The organism is Bacillus sp. 3103sda1 (assembly GCF_024159135.1).
GTDB lineage: Bacteria > Bacillota > Bacilli > Bacillales > Bacillaceae_G > Bacillus_A > Bacillus_A rhizoplanae.
This window is the reverse complement of the sequence record NZ_JAMYWS010000001.1, coordinates 3,266,496-3,290,302: the sequence shown is the minus strand read 5'-3', so window position 1 is coordinate 3,290,302 and position 23,807 is coordinate 3,266,496. Positions and strand designations below refer to the sequence as shown.

27 protein-coding genes are annotated in these 23,807 nt (G+C 36.6%); 22 read left to right on the top strand and 5 right to left on the bottom strand.

The features are described 5' to 3' along the window. Window positions 1-30: 30 nt before the first annotated feature. The 4 genes from ctaD to ctaG all read left to right on the top strand — a co-directional run bounded on the left by ctaD (window position 31) and on the right by ctaG (window position 3,827). Window positions 31-1,893 carry a cytochrome c oxidase subunit I gene (gene ctaD / locus NKR74_RS16345; protein ID WP_098305626.1) on the top strand — a complete coding sequence of 621 codons (1,863 nt, stop codon included), beginning with the start codon at window positions 31-33 and terminating at the stop codon, window positions 1,891-1,893. Then, a complete protein-coding gene (locus NKR74_RS16340) occupies window positions 1,893-2,516 on the top strand; it encodes a cytochrome (ubi)quinol oxidase subunit III (RefSeq protein WP_098305624.1) in 624 nt (207 codons plus the stop codon). The genes ctaD and NKR74_RS16340 overlap by 1 nt, the downstream gene beginning before the upstream one ends. A gap of 3 nt (window positions 2,517-2,519) precedes the next feature. Continuing rightward, complete coding sequence (gene ctaF, locus NKR74_RS16335; protein ID WP_098305622.1) at window positions 2,520-2,858, top strand: cytochrome c oxidase subunit IVB; 339 nt, start codon at window positions 2,520-2,522, stop codon at window positions 2,856-2,858. Window positions 2,859-2,921: 63 nt separating this feature from the next. Next, a complete protein-coding gene (gene ctaG / locus NKR74_RS16330; RefSeq protein WP_253630260.1) occupies window positions 2,922-3,827 on the top strand; it encodes a cytochrome c oxidase assembly factor CtaG in 906 nt (301 codons plus the stop codon). A 315-nt stretch (window positions 3,828-4,142) separates the two neighbouring features. Here the strand turns inward: ctaG and NKR74_RS16325 are convergent, their stop codons facing one another. After that, a complete protein-coding gene (locus NKR74_RS16325) occupies window positions 4,143-4,508 on the bottom strand; it encodes a YugN family protein (protein WP_098305618.1) in 366 nt (121 codons plus the stop codon). 214 nt (window positions 4,509-4,722) lie between these two features. Between NKR74_RS16325 and NKR74_RS16320 the strand changes: the two genes are divergently transcribed. From NKR74_RS16320 to NKR74_RS16295, 6 genes are all read left to right on the top strand, one after another. Further along, window positions 4,723-5,754, top strand: coding sequence for a CAP domain-containing protein (locus NKR74_RS16320; RefSeq protein WP_098305616.1), 1,032 nt, complete (start codon window positions 4,723-4,725; stop codon window positions 5,752-5,754). An 87-nt stretch (window positions 5,755-5,841) separates the two neighbouring features. Beyond that, complete coding sequence (locus tag NKR74_RS16315) at window positions 5,842-6,255, top strand: YlbD family protein (RefSeq protein WP_253630259.1); 414 nt, start codon at window positions 5,842-5,844, stop codon at window positions 6,253-6,255. Between the two features lie 11 nt (window positions 6,256-6,266). After that, window positions 6,267-6,512 (top strand): YlbE-like family protein, encoded by a 246-nt coding sequence (locus tag NKR74_RS16310; RefSeq protein WP_098305612.1) that lies wholly within the window; start codon window positions 6,267-6,269, stop codon window positions 6,510-6,512. 76 nt (window positions 6,513-6,588) lie between these two features. Then, window positions 6,589-7,161: a histidine phosphatase family protein gene (locus NKR74_RS16305; protein WP_098305610.1), complete on the top strand. Its 573-nt coding sequence runs from the start codon at window positions 6,589-6,591 to the stop codon at window positions 7,159-7,161. Window positions 7,162-7,237: 76 nt separating this feature from the next. Next, window positions 7,238-7,690, top strand: coding sequence for a YlbF/YmcA family competence regulator (locus NKR74_RS16300; RefSeq protein ID WP_098305608.1), 453 nt, complete (start codon window positions 7,238-7,240; stop codon window positions 7,688-7,690). Between the two features lie 161 nt (window positions 7,691-7,851). Then, window positions 7,852-8,127: a YlbG family protein gene (locus NKR74_RS16295; protein ID WP_098305606.1), complete on the top strand. Its 276-nt coding sequence runs from the start codon at window positions 7,852-7,854 to the stop codon at window positions 8,125-8,127. A 390-nt stretch (window positions 8,128-8,517) separates the two neighbouring features. On the opposite strand, the gene NKR74_RS16290 is transcribed toward NKR74_RS16295, so the two are convergent. Next, window positions 8,518-8,907, bottom strand: a complete 390-nt coding sequence (locus tag NKR74_RS16290; RefSeq protein WP_098305602.1) for a DUF7147 family protein — start codon at window positions 8,905-8,907, stop codon at window positions 8,518-8,520. Window positions 8,908-9,348: 441 nt separating this feature from the next. On the opposite strand from NKR74_RS16290, the gene rsmD reads away from it, so the two are divergent. Together rsmD and coaD are read left to right on the top strand one after the other, a co-directional pair. Continuing rightward, the gene (rsmD, locus tag NKR74_RS16285; protein WP_098305600.1) at window positions 9,349-9,924 is read left to right on the top strand and encodes a 16S rRNA (guanine(966)-N(2))-methyltransferase RsmD; all 576 of its coding nucleotides are present in this window, start codon (window positions 9,349-9,351) and stop codon (window positions 9,922-9,924) included. Further along, complete coding sequence (coaD, locus tag NKR74_RS16280) at window positions 9,912-10,400, top strand: pantetheine-phosphate adenylyltransferase (RefSeq protein WP_098305598.1); 489 nt, start codon at window positions 9,912-9,914, stop codon at window positions 10,398-10,400. Before rsmD ends, coaD begins: the two co-directional genes overlap by 13 nt. Here the strand turns inward: coaD and ylbJ are convergent. Beyond that, complete coding sequence (gene ylbJ / locus NKR74_RS16275) at window positions 10,395-11,627, bottom strand: sporulation integral membrane protein YlbJ (RefSeq protein WP_098305596.1); 1,233 nt, start codon at window positions 11,625-11,627, stop codon at window positions 10,395-10,397. The two genes, coaD and ylbJ, sit on opposite strands and share 6 nt — an antisense overlap. Window positions 11,628-11,734: 107 nt before the next feature. On the opposite strand from ylbJ, the gene NKR74_RS16270 reads away from it, so the two are divergent. After that, a complete protein-coding gene (locus tag NKR74_RS16270) occupies window positions 11,735-12,526 on the top strand; it encodes a patatin-like phospholipase family protein (protein ID WP_141524950.1) in 792 nt (263 codons plus the stop codon). Further along, a complete protein-coding gene (locus tag NKR74_RS16265) occupies window positions 12,519-13,544 on the top strand; it encodes a SepM family pheromone-processing serine protease (protein ID WP_098305594.1) in 1,026 nt (341 codons plus the stop codon). The genes NKR74_RS16270 and NKR74_RS16265 overlap by 8 nt, the downstream gene beginning before the upstream one ends. A 167-nt stretch (window positions 13,545-13,711) precedes the next feature. On the opposite strand, the gene NKR74_RS16260 is transcribed toward NKR74_RS16265, so the two are convergent. Next, window positions 13,712-14,953: a nucleotidyltransferase gene (locus NKR74_RS16260; RefSeq protein WP_309247657.1), complete on the bottom strand. Its 1,242-nt coding sequence runs from the start codon at window positions 14,951-14,953 to the stop codon at window positions 13,712-13,714. Between the two features lie 153 nt (window positions 14,954-15,106). Between NKR74_RS16260 and NKR74_RS16255 the strand changes: the two genes are divergently transcribed. The 3 genes from NKR74_RS16255 to NKR74_RS16245 all read left to right on the top strand — a co-directional run bounded on the left by NKR74_RS16255 (window position 15,107) and on the right by NKR74_RS16245 (window position 16,493). Then, window positions 15,107-15,607, top strand: coding sequence for a YceD family protein (locus NKR74_RS16255; protein ID WP_098305590.1), 501 nt, complete (start codon window positions 15,107-15,109; stop codon window positions 15,605-15,607). A gap of 61 nt (window positions 15,608-15,668) precedes the next feature. Continuing rightward, complete coding sequence (gene rpmF / locus NKR74_RS16250; protein ID WP_001984764.1) at window positions 15,669-15,842, top strand: 50S ribosomal protein L32; 174 nt, start codon at window positions 15,669-15,671, stop codon at window positions 15,840-15,842. A 129-nt stretch (window positions 15,843-15,971) separates the two neighbouring features. Continuing rightward, on the top strand, window positions 15,972-16,493 hold the full coding sequence (locus NKR74_RS16245; protein ID WP_098305588.1) for an RsfA family transcriptional regulator: 522 nt from the start codon (window positions 15,972-15,974) through the stop codon (window positions 16,491-16,493). A gap of 29 nt (window positions 16,494-16,522) precedes the next feature. Here the strand turns inward: NKR74_RS16245 and NKR74_RS16240 are convergent, their stop codons facing one another. Next, window positions 16,523-16,993 carry an N-acetyltransferase gene (locus NKR74_RS16240; protein ID WP_253630257.1) on the bottom strand — a complete coding sequence of 157 codons (471 nt, stop codon included), beginning with the start codon at window positions 16,991-16,993 and terminating at the stop codon, window positions 16,523-16,525. Between the two features lie 317 nt (window positions 16,994-17,310). On the opposite strand from NKR74_RS16240, the gene NKR74_RS16235 reads away from it, so the two are divergent. The 5 genes from NKR74_RS16235 (at window position 17,311) to NKR74_RS16215 (ending at window position 23,753) form a co-directional block, all read left to right on the top strand. Further along, the gene (locus NKR74_RS16235) at window positions 17,311-18,189 is read left to right on the top strand and encodes a 2-dehydropantoate 2-reductase (protein ID WP_253630256.1); all 879 of its coding nucleotides are present in this window, start codon (window positions 17,311-17,313) and stop codon (window positions 18,187-18,189) included. Window positions 18,190-18,267: 78 nt separating this feature from the next. Beyond that, complete coding sequence (bshC, locus tag NKR74_RS16230) at window positions 18,268-19,884, top strand: bacillithiol biosynthesis cysteine-adding enzyme BshC (RefSeq protein ID WP_253630255.1); 1,617 nt, start codon at window positions 18,268-18,270, stop codon at window positions 19,882-19,884. Between the two features lie 380 nt (window positions 19,885-20,264). Beyond that, window positions 20,265-21,197: a 16S rRNA (cytosine(1402)-N(4))-methyltransferase RsmH gene (gene rsmH / locus NKR74_RS16225; RefSeq protein ID WP_098305789.1), complete on the top strand. Its 933-nt coding sequence runs from the start codon at window positions 20,265-20,267 to the stop codon at window positions 21,195-21,197. Window positions 21,198-21,212: 15 nt separating this feature from the next. Then, complete coding sequence (gene ftsL, locus NKR74_RS16220) at window positions 21,213-21,569, top strand: cell division protein FtsL (protein ID WP_253630254.1); 357 nt, start codon at window positions 21,213-21,215, stop codon at window positions 21,567-21,569. A gap of 21 nt (window positions 21,570-21,590) precedes the next feature. Next, a complete protein-coding gene (locus tag NKR74_RS16215; RefSeq protein ID WP_098305578.1) occupies window positions 21,591-23,753 on the top strand; it encodes a penicillin-binding protein in 2,163 nt (720 codons plus the stop codon). Window positions 23,754-23,807 lie beyond the last annotated feature (54 nt).

Below are 23,807 nucleotides of genomic sequence, written 5' to 3'. Positions count from 1 at the left end.
GAAACTATTTGCGAAGGGGAGGTTGAAAACGTGAGTTCTGTAGCAAAAAAACAGGGAGTGGGCTCTGTAATTTGGGATTATTTAACGACAGTAGACCATAAAAAAATTGCCATTCTCTATTTAATTGCAGGTGGGTTATTTTTTATCATCGGGGGAATAGAAGCATTATTTATTCGGTTTCAGTTAGCGATTCCAAACAATGCTTTTCTCGTTGGGGATATGTACAACCAAGTGTTAACAATGCACGGAACAACAATGATTTTCTTAGCGGCAATGCCACTTGTATTTGCAATGATGAATGCGGCGGTACCACTTCAAATTGGTGCACGAGACGTTGCGTTTCCATTTATTAATGCTCTTGGATTTTGGCTGTTTTTCTTTGGGGGCGTATTTTTAAACTTAAGTTGGTTTTTAGGTGGGGCGCCTGATGCAGGTTGGACATCGTATGCATCGTTATCACTCGCATCAAAGGGACACGGTATCGACTTCTATGTCCTTGGTTTGCAAATTGCGGGTATTGGAACATTAATAGGAGGAATTAACTTCCTTGTTACCATTATTAATATGCGGGCACCTGGAATGACATATATGCGGATGCCGATGTTTACATGGACAACTTTTGTAACATCTGCACTTATATTATTTGCATTCCCACCACTTACAGTAGGCCTAGCCCTGTTAATGTTAGATCGTTTATTTGGCACAAGTTTCTTTAACCCAGCTTTAGGAGGAAATACGATTATATGGGAGCATTTATTCTGGATCTTCGGTCACCCAGAAGTATACATTCTTATACTCCCTGTTTTCGGAATATTCTCAGAAATCTTCGCGACATTCTCTAAAAAACGTTTATTCGGATATTCATCTATGGTATTTGCAACGGTATTAATTGGATTTTTAGGATTCATGGTATGGGCACATCATATGTTTACAGTAGGTCTTGGTCCAGTAGCAAATGCGATCTTTTCTGTAGCTACAATGGCAATTGCTGTTCCAACAGGTATTAAAATTTTTAACTGGCTCTTTACGATGTGGGGTGGAAGCATTCGCTTTACAACACCAATGATGTGGGCTCTTGGTTTTATTCCATCATTCGTTATGGGTGGGGTGACAGGGGTTATGCTTGCATCAGCTCCTGCTGATTATCAATTTCACGATAATTACTTCGTTGTAGCTCACTTTCATTACGTAATTGTTGGTGGGGTTGTGTTCGGATTATTTGCAGGTGCTCATTATTTTTGGCCGCTTATGTTTAATAAACTCCTAGATGAGACGCTTGGTAAAATTACATTTTGGTTGTTCTTTATTGGCTTTCATTTAACGTTCTTTATTCAGCACTTCCTTGGTTTAATGGGTATGCCGCGTCGCTATTTTACGTATTTGCCAGGACAAGGATTAGAAGTTGGGAACTTAATTAGTACGGTAGGGGCAGTATTTATGGCTCTCGGAACAATCGTACTGTTAGCTAATGTTGTAAAAACATCCTTTTCTAAAAAACAAGCTGGTCGCGATCCTTGGGATGGTCGTACATTAGAATGGTCAATTCCAGCGCCGACACCTGAGTATAATTTTAAGCAATTACCGTTTGTACGTGGATTAGATCCATTCTGGATTGAAAAACGTGAAGGGAAAAACGAAATGACGCCAGCAGAACCGGTTGGGGATATTCACATGCCAAACGGATCTTTCCTACCATTTGTCATTTCCTTAGGTTTATTTACTGCAGCATTTGGAGCGATGTATATGCACGCGGGGAAAGAGAAAATGTGGCTAGTAGTAGCGATTATTGGTCTTATTATTACATTTGGAGCAATGCTCTTACGATCTGTAATTGATGATCATGGATACCATATTCATAAAGAAGATTTAGAAGATAAAGGGGGCAAGGCGTAATGCATGCAGAGGAAAAATTAACAAATGAAACCTTTCCAGCAGAGCCTGAAAAAGCAACCCTCGAAGGAAAGAATAAATTTATTGGATTTTGGTTGTTTCTAGGAGGCGAGACAGTACTATTTGCGTCCTTGTTCGGAACATATTTAGCACTGAAAAATTCAACAAATGGTGGACCGTCATCACAAGAAATGTTTCAAATGCCGCTTGTGTTCATTATGACAATGCTTCTTTTAACGAGTAGTTTAACAAGTGTTTATGCAATATATCATATGAAGAATTTTAACTTTAAGCAAATGCAGCTTTGGCTTATTATCACTGTATTGCTTGGAGTTGGATTTTTAGGCTTTGAGATTTATGAATTTAATCATTACGTTCATGAGTTTAAACATACGATGAGAAGTAGTGCATTCGGTTCTGCATTTTATGCGTTAGTTGGTACGCATGGGTTACACGTACTATTTGGATTACTTTGGATTTTAACTTTAGTAATCCGTAATGCGAAGCGTGGCTTAAATTTATACAATGCTCCAAAGTTTTACGTCGCATCAATTTATTGGCACTTTATCGACGTAGTTTGGGTGTTTATTTTCACTGTAGTATATTTGATGGGAATGGTGGGATAAACAATGGCAATAAAACAAACAAATATAAATAATCCTAAAGTTGATCTTGCATATCGCAGAAAAAAAAGTGCGGAAGAAATGAAGCATCAAGTCATTACTTTTGGATTAATGATTTTTTTGACAGTCATTGCATTTGTAGCAGTCGCATATCCAAAAACATTTAGTCCGCTTTTTTCCGTACCGCTTATTTTATTGTTAGCTGCTGTACAAGTTATTTTTCAATTGTATTATTTTATGCATATGAGTCATAAAGGGCATGAAGCCCCATCGATGTTTTTGTATTCAGGTTTACTAGTGGGGTTAATAACGATTTTAACTTTTACGACACTTATTTGGCTTTAAAAAGAAAGGGGATTGAATGTTTCATCAATCCCCTTTTACTTATGAAAGGGAGGGTGTAAAAAAGTGAGCAACTTATGGATATTTGGTTTTGAAGCACTGTGGAGCCCAATCTTTTTTCTTTTTATGTTAGCTGTTGTGATTGGTTATCTTTTAATTATTGGAAAGTATCGATATCGCTTCCCAAATGGCGAAGAAGTAAGTAAACGGAAAATCTTTTATTTTATAAGTGGTATGTTACTTTTGTATTTTGTTAAAGGAGGGCCAATTGATTTGCTTGGACATATTGTGTTTAGTGCACATATGTTTGAAATGGCAATCATGTATATGGCTGTACCTCCACTGTTATTACTTGGATTACCGAATTGGTTGTTTCAATACATAACATCATTTCGATTCATTCGTATGATGTTACATATATGGGCAAATCCTATTGTAGCTTTACTTGTTTTTAACGGACTATTTTCTATGTATCACTTGCCGGTTGTGTTCGATGCAGTAAAGCAAAGCCAAATTGGACATCCAGTTGTTCTTGCTGTATTATTTTTTGCGGCTATGATGCTGTGGTGGCCCATATTTAATCCATTACCAGAATATCAAACACTAAGTGATATTAAAAAAATCGGTTACATGTTTGCTAATGGTATGTTATTAACGCCAGCCTGTGCACTTATTATTTTTGCAAATGTGCCATTGTTTGCGACCTATACAGATCCAAGTGCATGGATGAAGGCAATGGAACTTTGTGTACCAGCTGGAACGTTATCTAGCTTAAATATTACAGGTCCTGATTTCTTACATTGGCTTCCTGTTCTAGAGGATCAGAAAACAGGAGGCATTATAATGAAGATTGTACAAGAAATTGTGTACGGAACAGTGATTGGGTATGTTTTCTTCTCATGGGCGCGTAAAGAACGAAAAAAGGATGCAGAACAGATTCAAGCATTACCCCCGTATTTGCAGTCAAAATAAAGTAAACTTTCATAAGTGGGGATTCTTCATCCCCACACTTATGGAAAGCTCTCACCAATCGAACGCATGCTAGTAGTTATTCATGACCTGTCTTCTTTGATTTCCTTGAGTCTTGAGGTGGGAGCTTCCTGTCTACGAATAGTGAGATAAATTTACAAAATAAAAAGAAGGTGTATCGTTATGTACATCTTCTTTTTGTTGTAACTGGTAGTAGGCCTTCTTTCAAGGGGGAACCTCGCTGCTTATGAGAGTATCATGGTTTGGGCAAATCATGAGTGGAGAATGCAGATCACCATTCACGGAAGTTTCATTTTATTATTCTATAATCGCTAAATCTTGCAACTCTTTTTCGATGTTTTGAAGTAATTGTTCACTTTTTTGAAGAACATTTTTTGGGAATTTTTCTTCTTCCCCGTACTCTACACCATGTGGATAATAATGTTTACCGAGAAGAGGTGTCAATAATTTAATTTGGGCATGTCGTCCTCCAACATCTCCTTCTATGGCAAAACCTTGTATACGTAAATAATACACATCTTTCAGCATTTCAAATTTATAGTCGTATGTAACTCTCTCGTAATCCCATTGTCCAGCTAGTACAAAATGATGCTTGTCCATTACCTCAGTTAGAAGTGTGAAGTCGACAACTGTACCTTCAAGTTTCGTATTTGTAAATTGCATGAAATAGCCTCCTTATAATAAATGTAAAATCCCCTTGAATTTATAATAGTACGAATAGTTAAAAAATACAATTCGTATGGAGAGAAAAGGTAGAATGTCTACTTTTATGCAAGAAATATGATATAGTGAACATAGTGTGGTACACACAAAATGGAGAAAAAACAGTTTTGTTTGTGTATACCTCAATTTCATGGGTATTCAGGAGGTATATAATTTGAAAATGTTGTTCCGTATTATAGTAATTACTATTCTTATTTTAGCGATTGATTTATACGGGAAATTACTCGTTTCTCAATATATATTACAATCCCCTCATTTAAAATCAGAGCATAAAATTGTGAAAATGAAAAAAGAAAATAAAGGTGTGCCAGAAACAATTTCACAGCTCCTAGGTAGTGACCCTGAAAATTTATTAGCGAATTGGGGCGAACCGGCGCGAATTGAACCATCTGCTTATGGTTATGAATGGTGGGTATATAATCAAGACTTATCGCACTATGTGCAGTTTGGAATTATAGATCATAAAATTGTTACGATTTATGTTGGCGGAGAGAAAGTGAATATTTCACCATTTCATATTGGTGAAAAGTATGAAGATGTTTATAAAAGGAATCCGTTTTCATATGAAATTTCACTTAAAATGGGAAAAAATAGTTATCAATTTGAATTGTCCGATGTTGAAGTAACAGAACAACCACTTGTTTCTATAGAAGGAGGGTGGGCGCAATTATATTTTGACCATTTTACACATAAGCTTGTCGGTGTTCGTTATATGGATGATGAAACATTAATAAAACAAAAGCCATATCAACTTGTTTATTCTGGAGAATTAACGAATCCACAACCATTATCACCAGAGCAAATGAAGCAGGTCGAACAAGGAAATGCACAGCAAATTTTAGATTTGACAAATATAATTCGTAGTCGTTATCACCTTCCATTATTAGTATGGGATCAACAAACGGCGGTAGTAGCATATGAACATAGTAAAGATATGAAAGATAGCAATTATTTTTCGCATGATTCGCCTTCGTTTGGAACATTAGGTGATCGTTTGCAAAAAGGAAATGTATCATTCCAACTAGCAGGAGAAAACATCGCGACGCAGTATAGTGATGGAATTGCGGCAGTGCAAGGGTGGTTAAATAGCGAGGACCATCGAAAGAATTTACTAAACGAACAATTCACTGGTTTAGGAATTGGAGTGTATGATAATTTTTATACACAAAATTTTATTCAAAAGTAAGGTGTATGAATTGCCTAAAAATAGGCGAACCATGCGCCTTTTTTTTCTTACAATATAATAGAAGATACATCTGGTGAGGTGATTGTAATGACAGTGGTAAAAGGAGATTTACATCCTTCTATTCAAAAATTCAAAGAGTTTGTGCGCCAGCATCCAAAGATGGTTCATGATGTTCGAAATGGAAAGAAATCGTGGCAACAATTTTATGAAGAGTGGTATTTACTTGGAGAACAAGATGATGTATGGAATCATTATAAGGTGAATGGAGAGGCAAATTCTTCTTCCGTACAAGAAGATCGCGAAGAAAATTCTGGAGACTTTATGGGACAAATGGTATCGTTTTTTAAAAAGTTAGATGTGGAACAGGTGCAGCAACATTTAGCGAATATGACGACTGCACTTGGAAGCGTGCAGCAAGTTATTCAACAGTTTCAAGGGAACCAGGCAACAAAACAGCAGCGTAATTCTGAAAATAATCCGTTTTTCTTTCAAAAAGATTAGGAGGAAAAGTGATGAGAAAAGAACTCATCGAATTTGTAAGGTCGAATGAAGATTTACAGAAATATATTCGGGAGCAACCGTCTTGGTATCGGAAACTTTCTAGAGATCCAAGCGAAAAAGATGCATTTGAATTGGCGGCCATGCAATATTTTAAAAAGACTATTCCAGACAAGGTAGCTAAGTTTCAAAATCAGTTATCGGTTGCTTCTATAATGATAGATATGTTTCAATATATGAAACAGCAAAACGTTAATTAGTTGGAAGTAAAAATTGTGTCCGTCATGCGAAACTTTTGTTACAATGAAAAAGAATTCTGGAAAAAGGAGTTACAGCATGACGGAAATTTGTTTAGTACGACATGGACAAACTGATTGGAATTTTCAAGAGATTATTCAAGGAAGAGAAGATATTCCTTTGAATGAAATTGGAAAACAACAAGCGGCGCAGAGTGCAGAAGCATTACGAGCTGAAACATGGGATGTAATCATTAGTAGTCCCTTAGTGAGAGCACACGAGACGGCACAAGCAATTGCTGATGCGATTGGGATAAATATAATTCAGCATGATGAACGTTTTATGGAACGAAATTTTGGTGCAGCGTCAGGGAAACCAGTTGATGAAGTAAGGCAGCTCATTGCTGATGGGAATGTCGAGGGGCTGGAAACAGAGGAAGAAATTGTAGAGCGTTGTTTTTCTGCATTAAAAGATGTTGCTTATCAGTATGATGGGAAACGAATTATTATTGTTGCGCACTCTCATGCAATTAAAGCGATTCTTCATGCGATTGTTCCAAAGGAAATTACGTTTACAACGTCTTTAAAAAATGCGTGTATGAGTTATGTAAAACAATCAAAAGGGAAATGGACCGTATTAAGATACAATATTGCAGAACACATCTCTTTATAATTTGTTTTCAAGATGGGAAGCAAAGTTAGTAGTTCCGTTATAAATGTGATATGATTAGTATTCGGAGGTGTCTCTTATGATACTAGCGACGCTTGAGAGCGTAATGATTCTAGATGAAGCCGAACAATTAGCGAAAGCAGTTGTTTGTTCAGATATAGCTGAGCGTTATCGCGAATGCCATCATGCATTGCAGAAAAATCAAGAAGCACAAACATTAATTAAACAGTTTATAGCTCTGAAGGAACGATACGAAGAAGTACAGCGCTTTGGGAAATATCATCCAGATTTCACTTCAGTTTCTGCGCAAATGCGAGAATTGAAACGGGCAGTAGATTTGCATGAAGCGATAGTTGCTTTTAAAAAAGCAGAAAATGAATTGCAAAAGCTATTAGATGAAGTCAGTACAATGATTGGAATGGAAATCTCGACTTCTATTAAAGTTCCAACAGGGAACCCGTTCTTTGACGCAGGTGGATGTGGAGGCGGTTGTGGTTCTGGTGGTAGCTGTGGGTGCAAAAAAACGGGGTGATTTGCCCCGTTTTTTAGAATATAGAAGAAAATGGATACAAAAAACACCCGCTAGTATCTTTTGATGTTTGAAAAACTGATGAATAATTGTATGTAAAGTTATAAATTTCTGTGTGCTTTTTGTAAAATAGAAAGAATGAAATTATATAAAAGGAGAAAATTATGTTTGGGCAACGACAAAGTATGATTGTCTATCTAAATTCCTTAAAACACGCTAAAATTTTAAGGAAATACGGAAACATTCATTACATATCGAAGCGGTTTAAATATGCCGTTGTGTATTGTGATATGGAGCAACTGGAATATATGATGCAAAAATTAAATAAGCTTCCGTTTGTAAAAAAGGTAGAGCCATCTTATCGCCCATTTTTAAAAACGGAGTTCGAAAATTCTAGACCAGATCGTGCAAAAGAATATGATTATAATAAGATTGATTAAAAACCCACCAAAACTTTGGTGGGTTTTTCTTGTATTATTTGCATGTAGAACCAGTAAGATTTCCTAAATGGAAGTTTCACCTTACCTCGCTTTAACAGTCGGTAAGCTAATTTTTTCTAGGATGTTACATCAAACCGACTGTTAAAGTCCGATTGGTTCAACTAACCATCAGTAAGAAAAGCGTTCCCAGAAGGAAGTTTCACTTTATCCCGCATTAACGGGCAGTAAGCCCCCATCTTAAGATTGAACGAGAATCGCTGTCCAGCTCTAGCGGCTAGAATCGCAGGACGTTTTTCTACAGAAGATAGGTGGTGGATAAACTGCCCGTAAAAGCCCGATTGGTTCAACTAACCTTCTGGGAAAAAAACGTTCCCAGAAGGAAGTTTCACTTTATTGCATTGGCGGAATGAAATGGTTCATTCGTAAAATACCAATGAGATGGTTGAAATATAATTCTTTCTCTGGAAACATTGTCGATGGTTTGACTGTGAAAGAAACGACTTGTTTACCAATTTCTGAAGCGGTATTTTCAAACAAGGCAATGCGTTTGCTTTGTTTATCTTCTTCCACAGGAATTCCTTCTAGACATATGTATAATGGCTGGAAATTGCCTACTGCTGTTGGATGTAGAACAACAGCAAGGGAACAAACAGATTTATTATTTTTTAATGTGTGAAATTGTAACATATGAGATACACGGTGTTGGTTTGCCTTTGCGATTTCTAGTAACTCATATAAATCGGAGTAACCTTCACCTAGCTGAATAAAACGTTGAATCACGACTTTCCCCTCCTTCTTCTTCTTTTACTGTATCATTTCATTTTTGAAATGAAAAGAAGGTAAAGAAAAAACCCTGCCGAAGCAGGGCCCCTCTTACACTAGTATGACTAGCAAGAAGGCAAAGGGAGAGGAGAAACCGGAGGAAGAACTTATGGGGAAACGTAAGTCTTCTCCGCGGTTGGCAACAACATCGAAGGTGATGTTGTTATCCTTATTTATGTCCAAACTATATAAAGATATACATTGTAAAATTAAAATTTCTCTTTTGCTTTTTATTTTTCTTTCGGGTGTTTTATGATAGGATAAAAAAGATGAATATACATAAAGTGAAACTTCTATCAGTGGAAGTCTTACTGTCCGTAAGTAGTAAGTAAGATTGAGCTTACACAAGAATGATTTACATGAACATCTGTTAGAAAGAGATAAAGGTAGTGACAAATTATGAGAGTAGTTTCAGGGAAGTGTAAAGGTCATCCTTTAAAAGCTGTACCAGGTAACACAACGCGTCCAACAACAGACAAGGTGAAAGAAGCCATTTTTAATATTATCGGTCCTTATTTTGACGGTGGTTTAGCTCTTGATTTGTTTGGAGGAAGCGGTGGTCTTGGTATTGAGGCTCTTAGTAGAGGGATAGATAAAGCTATTTTTGTTGATCGTGATGGAAAAGCTATAAAGGTTATCCATCAAAATTTAGAAAGCTGCAGGTTAGAAGCGCAAGCTGAAGTATATAGAAATGATGCAGAACGTGCTGTAAAGGCGCTTATGAAACGTGAGATATCATTCGACCTTGTACTATTAGATCCACCGTATAAAGATCAAAAGATTGTTTCTTTAATTAGTATAATGGATCAACACGGTCTATTGAAAGAAAACGGAATCGTTATGTCAGAGCATGGGGTAGATGTAGAATTACCTGAAACAATTGGAAGACTTGTGAAGGTAAGAGCTGAAAACTATGGTATTACAGCGATTTCGATTTATAAGTATGAAGGTGAGGGGACCGAATGGCAAGCATAGCAATTTCTTCGGGAAGTTTTGATCCGATTACGCTTGGACATTTAGACATTATTAAGAGGGGCGCAAAAGTCTTTAACGAAGTATATGTTGTTGTTTTAAACAATTCATCAAAGAAACCGCTTTTTACAGTAGAAGAGCGTTTAGAATTAATTCGCGAGGCGACAAAAGATATTCCGAATGTAAAGGTTGATTCACACAGTGGCTTATTAGTAGAGTATGCGAGGATGCGTAATGCAAATGCGATTTTACGCGGTTTGCGCGCCGTATCTGATTTTGAATATGAAATGCAAATTACATCCATGAATCGTAAATTAGAAGAGAATGTAGAAACATTTTTTATTATGACAAATAATCAATATTCCTTTTTAAGTTCAAGTATTGTAAAAGAAGTAGCGCGTTATGGTGGTAATGTTGCTGGGCTTGTCCCGCCAATTGTAGAACGTGCTTTAAAAGAGAAATTTCAAACCCCGTTATGATGAACGGGGTTTTTTGCTATTGATAAGACGTAAGAATAGTAACATAACATATAAATATAAACAAAACAGTGTAAAGGTCGGACCATATGTAACTAGTGCGGCCCATCCTTTTGCCAACAGGGTAGATTGCTTAGATAAAAAGACTGGAATATCATATTGGGTAGGTGAAAAAGAATGTAATCTTTCATAAAGTGGTCCCCAAAATATATATGTATAGATTGGAGCAAGGATACTTTGAATAATTCGTGCGATAAAATATGGTTTAAAACGAATGTCGGTTTCTGCTAAAATACTGGCAACTTGAGCTTGAATTGAAAGACCGCTAAATGCTAAAACGAAACTTGTCATCATGGCTTGTTGTAAAATAGAAGTATGCTCTGTTTGACTAATCATTTGGCTCCCGAGTGTCATTTCAAAAAGACCGGATAAAATGGGAAAACTAAAGTAAGGCGAAAGTTGAAATGCAACTAATATTTGTTTCATAATAAGGGCAAGGAAAGTTGTAATATGAAAAACAGTTAGCATTTTATTGAAAACAGAGAATAAAATAATAAACCCGCCAATCATAAGTAATGTTTGAATTGAAGAAGTGATAGCGTCACCGATTAATTTGCCAATGGGTCGTTTTTCTTGTAATCGAGTTTTATGAAGAACGGAAAAGGCGTGTCGTAATGGAATGGGCGTTGAATGTTTCTTCGTTTCTGTTTGCGTGTGTCTATCTTGGTAAAAACGCATGAGTAGTCCAACTGTGAAGTTACTGACATAATGGGCAGCTGCTAAAATTAGTCCTAGTTTTGGATTGTCAAAGAAACCAATCGCTACAGCGCCGAAAATAAATAATGGATTAGAAGAGTTTGTGAAAGACACAAGGCGCTCTGCTTCAATTTGTGTAAGTTGATTTTCTTGGCGTAATCGAGCGCTTAATTTTGCACCTGCAGGGAAACCAGAGGCCATCCCCATTGCCCATACAAATCCTCCGATACCAGGTACACGAAAGAGTGGACGCATAAGGGGTTCTAATAACACACCAATGAACTTTACAATCCCAAGTCCAATTAGAAGTTCTGCAATAATAAAAAAAGGTAGCAGCGAAGGAAAGACAACTTCCCACCATATATTTAAGCCTCGAATAGATGATTGCAGTGCCGCTTGGGGGTGGAGTACGAGAGAAACTGTAAAAAAAGTGACCGATATGGTGAGAAAGCCGGTTTTCCATTTTTCGTACATTTTGTATCCCCCTTTGTCCCAAATGTTCATTTCAGTATACGAGGATACATGGTGAAATTAGACCATAAGTATAAAAAGAGAGTGAAAAAATTTTGAGGGTGAAGAAGATGAGAGAGCCAAAAATTGGATTAGCACTTGGGTCAGGCGGTGCGAAAGGGTTTGCACATGTAGGTGTTATTAAAGTGTTAAGAGAGGCGGGGATACCTATTCATATGATTGCTGGGAGCAGTATGGGGGCACTAATAGGTACGTTTTATGCTGCAGGATGTAACGTGGACCGTTTGTATCGTTTAGCAACAGTATTTAAGCGAAAATACTATTTGGACTTCACTGTACCTAAAATGGGGTTTATTGCTGGCAAACGTGTGAAGGATATGATTAAAATGTTTACATATAATAAAAAATTAGAAGAACTGGATATCCCGACAGCGGTTGTAGCAACTGATATTCTAAATGGTGAAAAGGTTGTCTTTACACAAGGCTCTATTGCAGATGCTGTCAGGGCAAGTATTTCTGTACCCGGCATATTTGTTCCAGAGAAAATAAACGGAAGGTTATTGGTTGATGGGGGAGTAATTGATCGTATTCCAGTATCGGTAGTGAAAAAATTAGGAGCTGACATTGTGATTGCCGTTGATGTATCCCCTATTAAGGTTAATGGAGAAGTTACATCTATTTATGATGTCATTATGCAAAGTATTGAGATTATGCAGCATGAACTTGTAGTAAATAGACAAATTGCATCAGATCTTATGATGCATCCAGCTGTAGAACAATTTAGTTCACGGGCCTTTACGAATATAGAAGATATCATTCGTGTTGGAGAAGAAGAGGCGCAGCAGCATATTCAAACGATTTACACCTTGATTGAACAGTGGAAGGAGAAAAAGGATGTTTAAAAAATTTCGGTATTTATACGCATTACTCATTGGAGTTATAGTTGCAATGTTAATCGTGTTTGTTCCTCTGCCATATTATATTACAAAGCCAGGTATGGCAGAGAAATTAGAGCCGTACGTACAAGTTGAGGGAGGGAATAAAGAGAAGGGCGATTTTATGCTCGTTACAGTTTCAATGGGGCGAGCGAATGTTGTTAACTTTCTTTCTGCTAAATTTAATAAGTATGAAGAAATTTTAAAAAAGGAAGAAATTTTACAAAAAGGTGAAAGTGATGAAGAGTATCAATTACGCCAAGTGTATGCAATGAAAGAATCTCAAGATGCGGCTATTTATAATGCCTATAAACGAGCAAACTATCCTGTTAAGTTTGAAAATCAAGGTGTACTCGTAGCAGGAATTGCAGATGGTATGCCGGCTGCTGAAAAATTAAAACTTGGCGATCGTATTGTTGCTGTTGATGGACAACCATTTCAAACAGCAGAGGAGTTTATTGCGTACATGAAAACAAAAAAACAAAATGATGAAGTAACTATTAAGTATGTACACGAAAAGAATGAGAAAGAAGACAAATTTGTACTAAAACCAATTCCGCAAGATAAAAGTCGTGCTGGCATCGGAGTTTCTATTATTACGGATAAGAAACTTACAGTAAGTCCTAACGTGAAAATTGATGCGCATAAAATTGGAGGGCCTTCTGCTGGGCTTATGTTTACGTTAGAGATTTATAATCAGCTTGTGAAAGAAGATATAACAAAAGGTCACGAAATAGCTGGGACTGGAACAATAAACGAAAAAGGAGAAATCGGTCCAATTGGAGGTATTTCTCAAAAAGTAGTTGCAGCTCATAATGCGGGTGCAGAAGTATTCTTTGCTCCAAATGAGAAGGGAGCAAAGAATTCAAATTATAAAGAAGCGGTGAAAACAGCTAAAGATATAAATACAAAAATGAAGATTATACCTGTGGATACGTTAGATGATGCCTTAGCATATTTGGACAAAATGTCAGAAAAAAAGTAGATCCTCTCATTTAAGAGAGGATTTTTTTATCTCGCATTAACGGGCAGTAAGACCTAACTGATGGAAGTTTCGCTTTATCCCGCTATTCGCGGGCAGTAAGACCCCCACCTAAAACAAAAAAGATAGGTGGGGGTCTTACTGCTGGCATGAGCCCGGTTAGTTGAACTTTATAAAAATACATGTTGCGTTTCGTCATATCGAATCGGATGCTGCGTTATATCTCGCTTTATCATTTCACCGCAAAGGGGCTCTTGTAAAATAGAGAAATAAACAGCGCTTGCTTTTCGATCTATATCTAGAAGGGGATGCTGTAACGTTTTTGTATGAGAAAGCAAAGGGAGAGTTATTTGCTTTTTCATACTTGATATATATGCTTGTCCTTTCTGGGACATGCCAAGTAAACGTATATATTGTGCGTGCTGTTCTATGTGAGTTTTTTGCATTTCTTCTTTCGTTGTGTTTGTTAAAATATGCGTGCAAATACGCTGTAGCCGTGTCCATGTGTAACGTTTTGTTTTTAATACTTCCATAAATCTCATGAATGAGGTCGCTTCCCGAATAGAAGATAAAATCCGATTCTCCAATCCTTCCTCTACTTCATATATATGTTGTAATTGAGATGGCGACATTGTCAGGAGTTTATATTTTAGTAAGTGAAAATAATTCTCCCAGTTATGTAATAGGTGATAGGAATGCTTGTACTGCTCCAAAAGTAGCTTTGTTATATTTGGAACAAAGGGAGCAATTGCTGAAAAAGTTTTCTGTTCATGAAATAATTGTTTGCGAATGCTCGTTGCACTGGCAATTCGTTCATCTTGAAATGTTTCATCATGATAATGTGAAGCAAAACGCTTAATTGTACTTGCTTTTATTGAACTTTTCTGCTCAATAATTGCTTCTGTGTAATGCAGTCCTAAAATATTATTTGGCTCTGAGACATCAATAGTAGCCATGTTTTTTTGTAAGGATGCAAATGCCTCAGAAGTGGCTTTTGCATAACTCATTCCGGTTTTGGTATATTGTTGTACAAGATGATTAAATAAATCCTGTTCAGTCTGGCGTATAGTAATTGTATTGTGGAAATGTTCAATATTACCATTTTCGCTTCCAAAGCAAATCTCAGAGACGCGAAGAGCATCTAATATTGAAATAGCACCGTTGGCAAATGTTTCAGCTTTTTGCGTTGCAAAGGCATAGGGAAGTTCGACGACAATATCTATTCCATTTGCTAATGCCATTTGTGTTCGCGCCCATTTTGAAACTAGTGCCGGCTCTCCTCGCTGTAAAAAGGGCCCGCTCATAACAGCGATGATTATATCGGCATTTGTTAACTTTTTGGTTTGTTGCACATGATAAGCATGACCGTTGTGAAACGGATTATATTCAACAATAATGCCGCTAGCTTTTATAATAATCTCTCCTTTCAGTGTAGCATCTTTTCCTAAAACATGATAATCTATATATTATTTCCTATAATGACTCCATTATAGTGTAAAGAAAAAATATTGACAAATATACAACGGCTAGCTATAATTTTGTTTGTTGCCTTGAGGTGATATGATATGAAATGGTCCATCCATCAATTGAACAAATATCGACATAAAGGACTAACGTTGGATGAGATGGTAGATGTAAGTGAGCTGAAAAATGTTGAGAAAGATGTTCGAGACATTACTCCTGTTCATGTGACAGGTAGAGTTGATTTTGGCTCCAATAAATTTACGTTCCATCTACATATAACAGGAAGCATGGTATTACCATGTTCTAGAACGTTAGTAGATGTAACATTACCATTTGACGTTGAAACAACTGAGGTGTTCTTAGTTTCGAAAGAAGATTACGAAACCGAAGCAGATTTTCATTACTTAGAAGGAGAAGTACTTGACTTACTCCCTGTAATTAAGGAAAATATACTATTGGAGATTCCAATGCAAATTTTCAGTGAGGATGTTTCTGAAGGAACACCGATGCAAGGTCGAGACTGGCAAGTGATTTCGGAAAAAAGCGAAGAAAAGCCTGTTGATCCAAGATTAGCAGGGCTTGCGAAGTTTTTTGACAAATAATCAGAAGACCGGTTTAGGCCTTCATATGAAAATAACTCTCTCTTTTAAGGAGGTGGGAAGAATGGCTGTACCTTTTAGAAGAACTTCTAAAACAGTAAAAAGAAAGCGTCGTACGCATTTCAAATTATCAGTACCTGGTATGGTAGAGTGCCCAAGCTGTGGTGAAGCGAAGTTAGCTCACCGTGTATGTAAAGCATGCGGTACTTACAAAGGTAAAGAAGTAATCAGCAAGTAATTGCGGAAATAAACGCAGGAGGGAAACCTTCTGCGTTTATTTTTTTAACTTTTTCTTTACATGTTATTCTTCTATCTTTTCTAGTAACTGCATATGTTTAATAAAAAATGCATAAGGAGGACTAGAGAGATGGCAACAACAAGACAAGATGCATGGACTGATGATGAAGATTTACTTCTGGCAGAAGTAGTGCTCCGGCATATTCGTGAAGGGGGAACGCAACTTTCTGCCTTCAAAGAAGTAGGAAGACATTTATCACGTACACCTGCTGCTTGTGGATTTCGCTGGAATTCTTACGTACGTAAACAATATAAAGAACTTATTGAAGAAGCAAAGCGGATAAGAAAAGCTGAAAATTATGAAGTGCAAGAACAAAAGAAAGAGAAAATAACTTCTCTTTCATTAACGTTAGAAGATGTAATTGTCTTTTTACAAAGATATAAGGAAGAAGAAGAAAAGACGGATTTATATAAAAAAATTGAAGTGTTGCAAAGGGAAAAAGAGGGGCTTTTGCAGCAGTTGTCGTTGTACGAAGAAGAGTATCGCACTTTATTTGATTATATTGACAAAAAAAGAAGTGCGATGGTATTAGAGCCTTCCGAAAAAGAGAGAAAATTGGAAAAAGGAATACTTGAAAAAACATCAAAATAAAAACAGCTGAATTACAGCTGTTTTTATTTTTAAGCAGATTCACTGTTTGTAACCGCATTCAAATTTTCGTTTGGATGCCAAATGTAAAAATCTCCATCATCAATGGTTACTTTTTCGAAGTGTAATTTTTCCCAGAAAACAGCAGATTGTACGCGAGCAATTGTTTTGATAGGAAGGTGCAATTGTTTTGCATAATTGACCAGCATCTTACCAAATCCTTGTTTTTGGAATGTTGGCAACACTTCGAGTTTAAAAAGCTCTACATAAGGGCCAGTAAACAAATTGTTAACAGACTGTTGTTTCGTATACAAACTCATGCGTGCTATAAGAGAACCACCGTAATAAATTCCATAAAAAGGGGATTCACTATCGTTTTCGATGATATTTGCTTGTAAATCTTCTAACATAGATAATTCTTCAGCACCGCAACCTTTAAACTTTTTAAACTCTTCTAATGTTTTATAATTGATGAGCAAGCGCTCAACTTTGGGAAAGTGCATGTAATCACATCCTCTTCTTGGTGTAAAAATAAAGAAAAGTATAAATATTTATAATAGTATTATAACGCATTTTTTTATTTTTATGAAGAAAAGAGATAATTCTTTCAGTATTTTTTTGAAAAGTCTGCTAAACTTATTCTATAAACTATAAAGTGAGACTTTCATGAGCGGGGTTTCTTTCCTACTGATGGAAAGCTTTCGACAATTAGGCTTTTACGGACAGTCGTCCTCAATATGTCGCCTTCGCTTCTCCTGAATCTTAAGATGCGGGGTATACTGTCTGTGAATAGCGGGATAAAAATGGAGGCCTTTGTAGAATGGAGATTGGAATTGTTGGACCGGGAGCAATCGGGCTCCTTTTTGCATTTTATTTAGAAAAAAATCAGCAGGCTGTTACACTATATACACGAACAGTAGAACAAGCGGAACGATTGAACGAGTGCGGGATTACATGCGTACACAACGGTGTGAGAGAAACTGTATATCCGCTTGTAAGTCCTTTAGAGGATATAAAAAACAAAACACATGATTATACATTTGTTGCTGTGAAGCAATATCATTTGGAAGCAATATGTCCTTATTTGCAAGAAAATCGGCTTATTTTCTTGCAAAATGGGATGGGGCATCTTCATATATTGCAACAGATGCAAAATACCAGCGTTGCGGTAGGAATTGTAGAGCATGGGGCGAAAAAAGAAAATATTAGTACCGTCCATCATACTGGAATAGGCAGTACGAAATTTGGGCTCATACATGGAGAAGAGGAACAATTTGAATCTCTATTTACTGCATTCTCTTCCAGTCTATTTCCGATAGTGATTGAAAAAGACTGGAAGCAAACAATGCTGCATAAACTTGTCGTCAATGCGTGTATTAATCCCTTAACTGCATTGTTTGGTGTACAAAATGGTGAGTTATTGACAAATCCATCGTTTTACAAAGTGATGAAGCAAGTATTTTCGGAAGTGATGGAAATTGTAGGTGATTCAAAATGTGGTGAGTATTGGGAACGTGTATGTACAGTATGTAAAAATACGGCTCATAATACTTCATCTATGTTAATGGATGTACAAAATAATAGAAAAACAGAAATTGATGCAATTGTTGGTTATTTAATTCGAGAGGCAGAACAGCAACAAAAATCAGTTCCAACGCTCTCCTTTTTGTATCATTCCATAAAAGGATTAGAAAGATAAGAGATATTCTTTGCTTTTATAACGAACATTGACTACAATTTGGTTGGTGAGAGATCAGGATATGAAAGGAAGAAGTATATGGAGATAAAAGAAATCTCTGTCCCGCTTCAAGGAATTGTTGGGGACTATTTGAAACATAAAAAAGAGATTCAAGAATGCTTTGATTATCCGATAACGGAAGAGGGCTTTGTAAGACGTATACATGATTTGCGAAATAGACAGTATCCAAGGCAAGAGTTAGTATCACATTTATTGCAATATAATCAAGAATTGAATGCGGGAGAAAAAACACTTCAAAATATCCATGCTTTGTTAGAGGAAGATACATATGTTGTTATTGGTGGACAACAAGCAGGGTTGTTAACTGGTCCTCTTTACACAATTCATAAAATCATATCTATTTTACAACTTGCAAAGGAAAAGGAAGCGGCGCTGGGGGTACGGGTTGTTCCTGTTTTTTGGATTGCTGGAGAAGATCATGACATTGATGAAATTAACCATGCGTTCGTTACGAAAAATGGAAAGGTGAAAAAGACAATTTTCCATGAACGGCATCCATATAAAGCGAGTGCTTCTGAAATGGAGATTTCTATTGAGGATTGTAAACGTTGGATAGAAGAAATCTTTAAAACATATCCAGAAACAAAATATACAAAAGACGTATTGGATTTTATAGATGAGTGTTTACAGCAATCGCGGACATATGTTGATTTCTTTGCGCATCTTATTACAAAGTTATTTACACACTCAGGTTTAATTCTTGTAGATTCTCATCATCCAATCCTTCGAAATATGGAAGTGCCTTTTTTCAAAGAAACATTAGCACGATATAAAAATGTGCAAGAAGGGCTTAACGCTCAGCAACGTGTATTACGTGAGCAAGGATATAAACCGATTATTGAAACAAAACAGAATGCTATTCATATTTTTATGAAAATCAATGGAGAGCGTCTTCTGTTAGAAGAAGAAGAAGGACGTTTTATTTGTAAAGAGGGGATGTATTCATTTTCGTATGAGGAGCTCATAGAAAGGATGGAGAGTCACCCTGAACAATTTAGTAACAATGTTGTAACAAGACCGCTTATGCAAGAATTTGTTTTCCCTACGCTCGCATTTATTGGTGGGCCAGGAGAAATTGCATATTGGAGCGAATTACAACAAGTGTTTCATGCAATGGATTTTCAAATGCCACCGGTTGTGCCGCGTTTGACAATCAGTTATTTAGCGCGCGATATTGAAACTGATTTACAAGATTTGCAGCTACAAGAGAGCGAAGTGTTTAATAAAGGTATTACTGCACTCCGAGAAAAATGGCTGTCTATGCAAGTTGAAGAGCCGATAGACAATCAATTTACTCATGCGGCGGAGCAAATCGGGGCGATTCATACATCTTTACAACAATTTGTACAAAAAGTAAATCCAGGTCTGCGAGATTTTGCAAAGAAAAATGAGTTGAAAATTATGCAACAACTTGAATTGTTAGAGCGAACACTTCGAGCGGATTTTGAGAGAAAACATGAAGTGCAGCTTAATAAATTCCGGCGAATTGAAAATTCTTTACAACCTCTATATGCGCCGCAAGAACGAGTATGGAATATTTGCTATTACTTAAATATTCACGGACTTGATTTTGTGGAAAGGGTTATGAAGCAAACTTTTAGTTGGACTGGAAAACAGCATATTATAAAATTATAAAATCTTGCTCTTAAGAGCAGGATTTTATTTTATTTTGTGGAATTAACTGTAAAATAATTTTATTTACTATGTAAATCTTAGCATGTAAAAGCTGAGAGCACTCTTTTTTTGAAGAACAGTACTTTTTTTGACAAAATGAAAGTAGGTTATTATCTTTTTCGACATGTTTTTATGTATTTTCCCGCAAAAGATGATAAAATTTAGTATATAATAAGGTGACATTACTATTAGTAGGGAGCTGTGTTCCCACTAATTGTCATCCATAACAATCAGACTCTTAGGGGCAGTTATCTCAATTCCTCATAATTTTGCGGATTGACTGTTAAAGCGGGATAAAAAGATGCGTCAAGAGGATTATTTTGCAAAAAGTAGGTGCAACAATGTTTAAACATGTAACAGTGCTTTTAAAAGAAACAGTAGATGGTTTAGAAATTAAACCAAATGGTACATATGTGGATTGTACGCTAGGAGGTGGAGGTCATAGTGCTTATTTACTATCTCAACTTTCCGAAGAAGGAAGACTAATTGCATTTGATCAAGATGAGATTGCAATTCAAAATGCAAAAGAAAAATTCTCTTCTTACAACGGCCAATTTATAACTGTAAAAAGTAACTTTCGCTATTTGAAGGAAAGATTATATGAATTAGGAATTACAGAAGTAGACGGTATTTTATTTGATTTAGGTGTTTCTTCCCCGCAATTAGATACACCAGAACGTGGATTTAGTTATCATCACGATGCTCCGCTTGACATGCGCATGGATCAAGATGCCCCATTAACAGCATATGACGTTGTAAATAGTTGGTCATATGAACAACTTGTAAGAATCTTTTTTCAATATGGTGAAGAAAAATTTTCAAAGCAAATTGCAAGGAAAATTGAAGCGTACCGTGAGAAAAAGCCAATTGAAACAACTGGAGAGTTAGTGGAATTAATTAAAGAAGGGATTCCAGCTCCGGCACGTCGAACTGGCGGACATCCTGCGAAGCGAGTATTCCAAGCAATTCGTATTGCAGTTAATGATGAATTGAAAGTGTTTGAGGAAGCGTTGGAAGCGGCGATTGACGTAACGAAAACAGGCGGACGAATTAGCGTTATTACATTCCATTCGTTAGAAGATCGCATTTGTAAAGTGACATTTAAAAAACATAGTACAACACCTCAGCTTCCACCAGGATTACCAATTATTCCTGATGAATACAAACCAAAGTTGAAGCTAATTACAAGAAAGCCAATTTTACCTTCTGATGTGGAATTAGAAGAAAATAACCGAGCGCGTTCTTCAAAGCTACGAATTGCTGAAAAATTATAAAAAGGAGAGAGAGGTATGACAAATTTAGCCGTTAAGTATAAAAAGCAGCAAGTAGAAGTACAATCTCAAGCTCCGCAGCAAGTGATACAGCCAGGTGCGAAAACAAAAATTACAAGAATTGAAAAATTATTGTATGTTGCATTTATTGGCTTTTTATTGTATGCATGTGTAGCATTTATTGGGAATAAAGCGGCGTTATATGAAGCTGATGCAAAAGTAACAAAAATGGAAAGCACACTTACAAAACAAAAAAATACAAATCAAGAATTACAGGCTGAAACTGAAAAGCTAACACGTTATGATCGCATTGCGGAAATTGCAAAAAAACATGGGCTTGAAATCAATGCGAATAATGTAAAAGGCTTAAATTAATCCAATAGGTGTGAAGAAGAGATGAATACACGTAAATTTCATACCAACAAAGGAGCGGGGTTCTTCATCAAGGTTTTTCTCCTGCTCTTTTTTCTGTTGTTAGCCCGCTTTCTTTATATTGAAGCAACAAAAACAGTGCATGGGGTAGATTTAGAGGCACTTGCGCAGCAAAAACATAATAAAAGCGGGGTACTCGAAGCAAATCGAGGAACCATTTATGATCAAAATGGTTATGTGCTTGCTCAAGATGCAAATTCATATAAGATGGTTGCTACTTTAAAAGGACAAAATCATATAGAAGACAAAGAAGATGCTGCAGAGAAACTATCGAAAGTACTTGATGTAAGTAAAGAAGAAATTTTGAAGTACTTAAATAAAGACCTTACACAAGTAGAGTTTGGATCAATTGGAAGAAATTTAACGAAAGAAAAGAAGGACGAAATTGAAAGTTTAGATATAAAAGGAATTTCTTTTGTTACAGAAAAGGCAAGGGTATATCCGAACGGTGATTTTGCTTCGTACGTACTTGGATATGCTAAGCCGAATGATGAAGGAATTGGAGAAGGACAGTTCGGACTTGAAAAAAGTTTAGATAAATATTTGCGTGCTTCTAACGGAAGCGTAACGTATACGGGTGATACGAAAGGTGTCTCGCTAGAAGAGAAAAAAAATGATGTAAAGCCTCCTAAAAATGGAGATAATGTATATTTAACAATTGACCAACGTATTCAAAGCTTTCTAGAAGATGCGATGGAAGAAGCGGAAAAACATTATGATCCATCAATGTTAATCGGAGTCGTAGCAGATCCAAAAACAGGGAAAATTTTGGCGATGTCTAGTAGGCCAAGTTATGACCCAAATAAACGAGACATTGATTATTTTTTAAATGATCCCATTGCTAATGCTTATGAACCAGGTTCGACAATGAAAATCTTTACGTTAGCGGCCGCGATTAATGAAGGTGTATACAATGGCCAAGAGTATTATCAATCTGGTACGTACAAAGTAGGGAATTCGGTAATTAAAGATCATAATAATGGTGCAGGATGGGGCTCTATTACGTTTGATGAAGGTGTTGAGCGCTCATCAAACGTTGCTTTCGCTATTCTAGGAAATGAAAAGTTGGGACCCGATCGTTTCCATCAATACATTCAAAAATTTCACTTAGATCAAAAGACAGGAATTGATTTGCCTGGAGAAGGTGAAAATACAATTTTATTTGATAAGCAAATTCAGCAGGTAACAACGGCATTTGGACAAGGTTCTACAGTAACTCCAATTCAACTTGTGCAAGCGGCTACTGCAATTGCTAACGACGGAAAAATGATGAAGCCGTATGTAGTTGATAAGATTGTAGATCCAGCGGATAATAAAGTTGTCGAGGATCACAAACCGGAAGTAGTAGAAGAACCGGTTACAAAAGAGACTGCAGAACAAGTAAGGCAATTGTTAGAACAAGTTGTAACATCACCTAAAGGAACGGGAACAGCGTATAAACTTGATAACTATTCTGTTGGTGGTAAAACCGGAACAGCACAAATTCCGGATGGAAAAGGCGGTTACATGACAGGACGAGAAAATTATATTTTCTCATTCCTTGGTATGGCACCAATAGATGATCCGCAGCTTGTTATCTATTTAGCAGTTAAGCAGCCTAAATTAAAAGATACTGAATACGGTGCACAACCGTTAGCTGAAATGTTTAAATCTGTAACGGAAAATAGTTTAGAGTATTTAAAGATTAAACCGAATGAAGTAAAAGATGTGAATAAACAAACAAAAGAGCAGCAAGCTGCTGTTCCAGATGTAACAGGCAAAACGATGGGAGAAGCAAAAGAAATATTAGAAAAGGCAAAGTTTCGACCTGTTGTATTAGGAGAGGGAAAAGTTAAACAACAAGTGCCAAAAGCGAATGAAAAAACGTTACCGGGTGATCGAGTATTTTTAGTAGGAGATCAACCGAAAATGCCGAATATTAATGGTTGGGCACTTCGGGATGTCATGAATTTAGCGGAAGTATTAAATCTAGATTTGAAACTTTCAGGTACAGGATATGTAACAGAACAGAGTGTTGCTGAAGGTACGCCGTTAAAAGAACGAACTCCGTTAGAAGTAAAACTTGTTCCGCCTCTTGAACCACAGCAAGAAGCGGAGAAGGAGCCAAGCAAAAAGGAAGGCACTTAACATAGGAAAAGTAGGCGTGTTCTAATTAAATACGTACAAGCATATATTGGAACA

Excerpts from the sequence above, each read along its gene's own strand:
- NKR74_RS16270 (WP_141524950.1), top strand. The coding sequence starts at position 11,735 with ATGAGAGAGCCAAAAATTGGATTAGCACTTGGGTCAGGCGGTGCGAAA.
- NKR74_RS16245 (WP_098305588.1), top strand. The coding sequence starts at position 15,972 with ATGGCAACAACAAGACAAGATGCATGGACTGATGATGAAGATTTACTT.
- bshC (WP_253630255.1), top strand. The coding sequence starts at position 18,268 with ATGGAGATAAAAGAAATCTCTGTCCCGCTTCAAGGAATTGTTGGGGAC.
- NKR74_RS16235 (WP_253630256.1), top strand. The coding sequence starts at position 17,311 with ATGGAGATTGGAATTGTTGGACCGGGAGCAATCGGGCTCCTTTTTGCA.
- ctaF (WP_098305622.1), top strand. The coding sequence starts at position 2,520 with ATGGCAATAAAACAAACAAATATAAATAATCCTAAAGTTGATCTTGCA.
- NKR74_RS16310 (WP_098305612.1), top strand. The coding sequence starts at position 6,267 with ATGAGAAAAGAACTCATCGAATTTGTAAGGTCGAATGAAGATTTACAG.
- NKR74_RS16305 (WP_098305610.1), top strand. The coding sequence starts at position 6,589 with ATGACGGAAATTTGTTTAGTACGACATGGACAAACTGATTGGAATTTT.
- ftsL (WP_253630254.1), top strand. The coding sequence starts at position 21,213 with ATGACAAATTTAGCCGTTAAGTATAAAAAGCAGCAAGTAGAAGTACAA.
- NKR74_RS16340 (WP_098305624.1), top strand. The coding sequence starts at position 1,893 with ATGCATGCAGAGGAAAAATTAACAAATGAAACCTTTCCAGCAGAGCCT.
- NKR74_RS16300 (WP_098305608.1), top strand. The coding sequence starts at position 7,238 with ATGATACTAGCGACGCTTGAGAGCGTAATGATTCTAGATGAAGCCGAA.
- rsmD (WP_098305600.1), top strand. The coding sequence starts at position 9,349 with ATGAGAGTAGTTTCAGGGAAGTGTAAAGGTCATCCTTTAAAAGCTGTA.
- NKR74_RS16215 (WP_098305578.1), top strand. The coding sequence starts at position 21,591 with ATGAATACACGTAAATTTCATACCAACAAAGGAGCGGGGTTCTTCATC.
- NKR74_RS16295 (WP_098305606.1), top strand. The coding sequence starts at position 7,852 with ATGTTTGGGCAACGACAAAGTATGATTGTCTATCTAAATTCCTTAAAA.
- NKR74_RS16265 (WP_098305594.1), top strand. The coding sequence starts at position 12,519 with ATGTTTAAAAAATTTCGGTATTTATACGCATTACTCATTGGAGTTATA.
- ylbJ (WP_098305596.1), bottom strand. The coding sequence starts at position 11,627 with ATGTACGAAAAATGGAAAACCGGCTTTCTCACCATATCGGTCACTTTT.
- coaD (WP_098305598.1), top strand. The coding sequence starts at position 9,912 with ATGGCAAGCATAGCAATTTCTTCGGGAAGTTTTGATCCGATTACGCTT.
- NKR74_RS16240 (WP_253630257.1), bottom strand. The coding sequence starts at position 16,993 with ATGCACTTTCCCAAAGTTGAGCGCTTGCTCATCAATTATAAAACATTA.
- rsmH (WP_098305789.1), top strand. The coding sequence starts at position 20,265 with ATGTTTAAACATGTAACAGTGCTTTTAAAAGAAACAGTAGATGGTTTA.
- NKR74_RS16315 (WP_253630259.1), top strand. The coding sequence starts at position 5,842 with ATGACAGTGGTAAAAGGAGATTTACATCCTTCTATTCAAAAATTCAAA.
- NKR74_RS16255 (WP_098305590.1), top strand. The coding sequence starts at position 15,107 with ATGAAATGGTCCATCCATCAATTGAACAAATATCGACATAAAGGACTA.
- rpmF (WP_001984764.1), top strand. The coding sequence starts at position 15,669 with ATGGCTGTACCTTTTAGAAGAACTTCTAAAACAGTAAAAAGAAAGCGT.
- NKR74_RS16325 (WP_098305618.1), bottom strand. The coding sequence starts at position 4,508 with ATGCAATTTACAAATACGAAACTTGAAGGTACAGTTGTCGACTTCACA.